The sequence below is a fragment of the Pantoea conspicua genome, assembly GCF_002095315.1.
GTDB classification, from domain to species: domain Bacteria; phylum Pseudomonadota; class Gammaproteobacteria; order Enterobacterales; family Enterobacteriaceae; genus Pantoea; species Pantoea conspicua.
The window spans coordinates 1-1,916 of record NZ_MLFN01000104.1; the positions used below are offsets into that span (position 1 = coordinate 1).

The 1,916-nt window shown below is 53.2% G+C and carries 3 protein-coding genes; all 3 read right to left on the reverse strand.

Going from position 1 to position 1,916, the window contains the following annotated elements:
• Nucleotides 1-207: 207 nt before the first annotated feature.
• The 3 genes from HA41_RS19370 to tssD are packed head-to-tail and all read right to left on the reverse strand — an operon-like array spanning nt 208 to nt 1,495.
• Nucleotides 208-639: a hypothetical protein gene (locus HA41_RS19370; RefSeq protein WP_094122106.1), complete on the reverse strand. Its 432-nt coding sequence runs from the start codon at nt 637-639 to the stop codon at nt 208-210.
• Nucleotides 636-992, reverse strand: a complete 357-nt coding sequence (locus HA41_RS19375; RefSeq protein WP_094122107.1) for a tlde1 domain-containing protein — start codon at nt 990-992, stop codon at nt 636-638. The genes HA41_RS19370 and HA41_RS19375 overlap by 4 nt, the downstream gene beginning before the upstream one ends.
• 11 nt (nt 993-1,003) lie before the next feature.
• Nucleotides 1,004-1,495 (reverse strand): type VI secretion system tube protein TssD, encoded by a 492-nt coding sequence (gene tssD / locus HA41_RS19380; protein ID WP_094122108.1) that lies wholly within the window; start codon nt 1,493-1,495, stop codon nt 1,004-1,006.
• Nucleotides 1,496-1,916: the final 421 nt, after the last annotated feature.

The window sequence follows — 1,916 nt, forward strand, 5'->3', positions numbered from 1 at the left end:
CTAAGGCAGCCGGACGCCGGGATTGTTAAGGGGCGGGCGTCCGCCCCTTGCGCGTCCGCCTGCTCAGGCAATCTGAAACTCCCCAACGCCTGGCGGGCGAAACTATACTCAGTGCCAGCCCGCCGCCAGGCGTAACCTGCTCCATGTCAGACCGCAGCCAGGCGTAACCTGCTCCATGCCAGACTGCCGCCAGCAGGCAGGTGAAAATCACTTATTAGTACGGGCGTTGTCTGTTTTCCACTCCTCATAGCTTGCCTCGAGGATCCACAAACAGGTCGCGCCCTTGTCAGTGGTGAGCAGCGCCAGTCGGGTTTGCTGATAAAAATCCTCAACCACAGCGGCGGGCCGTTCCACTGGAACGCCGCAGACAATGTCCGTTCCAACCATATGTGGCCATGTTCTGCCGTCAATAATGCTGAGCGTAGCCAGAATTCCTGCGGTGTTTTTGGATAGCGCTGCGGCCAGTGCATCCTCCAGCTTGACGGCCTGCTGAACATCAGCGGTGGCAGCCAGGTCTGGCACCTTTTCAAGCCAGGCTTGCTCACCCGACCCGATGCCTTTCAGCGAGGCGGGCCAGTCAGTGACCGGTTCCGCCCAGGACAGAAAGGAAAACAGCCCCAGAAATATCAGCCATTTCATCGGACCACCTCTAGTGTTCCGCCTTCACGCAGAACACGCCGCCGGGTGGCCTGCGACATAATAATGCAACCTTCTGAGGCGAAGCCCGCGGGTTTATTGACTCTTTCTCCGTGAATGCGAAACGCCGAACGCCCAAACGTTTCCCCCGCTATCTGCTCCAGGATAATGGTAACCGGACCTTTCGAGGTTGAATGTCCCGCGATTCGGTAGATACCCCGCGGCAGGGGGCCCATCCCTCTTACCTGCTGGCGGTCAGGATTATTTTTATTCGTCAGACTGCCGGAGTAGCCGGTCTCGATTAGCTCACTGCCACGGTACAACCTGCCGGTGCTTTGCTCATATCTCCATGCCATTAGTCATATCCTTATGCGGTCGCACGTTCATTCCAGCTGTCTGAGTGGACAATATTGCCATCCACATAACGCCAGGTAATTTTTTCGTAAGTCAACTCCACCACTTCCAGATGGTTCTGCATTTCCCCATATGGGGATTTAACGTCATACATCATCGGACCCACGCTGATAACCGTTACACCTTCCATCAATGAGCTGAAATACTCACTCTCCTGGCCGTTATCATTAATTCGATAAAACTTTATTTCAGCAGAGTGAATCTTCTGTCCGGAGACCACAGCCTTGTAGAGATAAACACTTGAGGCATCGATCGCCTTATCAAAACTAAACGGGGAATGTTTGCGGGTGGTGACAGGTGTCCCTGTTGTATTGTCTGCTGGAAACGTAACACCGTGGTTCATACCGAGAACCTCAATACTGCCTTCACGTTCTGCTATATCGACAGAACCCTGAATATTCGCGCCGCCGTCATCTTTGAGCCAAAGGTAAGCTGGAATTGCCATCGTTTTAAACTCCATTTAAAAGATTAAGCCAGCCCGAACCCAGCTGACTTATCTGCGATCTTCGCAGACTGATTAAGCTATATCCCAGTCAAATCTGGTGCAATTTTTATACAGTGTAAAAATACTTTAACTGTACATTTGTTGTTTTCAGTTAATAAAAAGACATGTAATCCGGACGTTGTTTTAATAAAGGAGTGATGAATGAGGCAGCGTGTTTAACAGGCTAAGGTGATGAATGGAATGTACTGAATAGTGCCGCCAGCGGGCTAACCGGGGGTTCGCTGCGCGAACGGGCTATGAGCGGGTTTCGTTCGCCGGCTGGCTGGTGGGGTTCGCTGCGCGAACGGGCCCGGAGAAGGTTTCGTTCGCTGGCCGGCTGGGGGTGAGTTCGCTGCGCGAACGGGCCCGGAGAGGGTTTCGT

Excerpts from the sequence above, each read along its gene's own strand:
- HA41_RS19370 (WP_094122106.1), bottom strand. The coding sequence starts at position 639 with ATGAAATGGCTGATATTTCTGGGGCTGTTTTCCTTTCTGTCCTGGGCG.
- HA41_RS19375 (WP_094122107.1), bottom strand. The coding sequence starts at position 992 with ATGGCATGGAGATATGAGCAAAGCACCGGCAGGTTGTACCGTGGCAGT.
- tssD (WP_094122108.1), bottom strand. The coding sequence starts at position 1,495 with ATGGCAATTCCAGCTTACCTTTGGCTCAAAGATGACGGCGGCGCGAAT.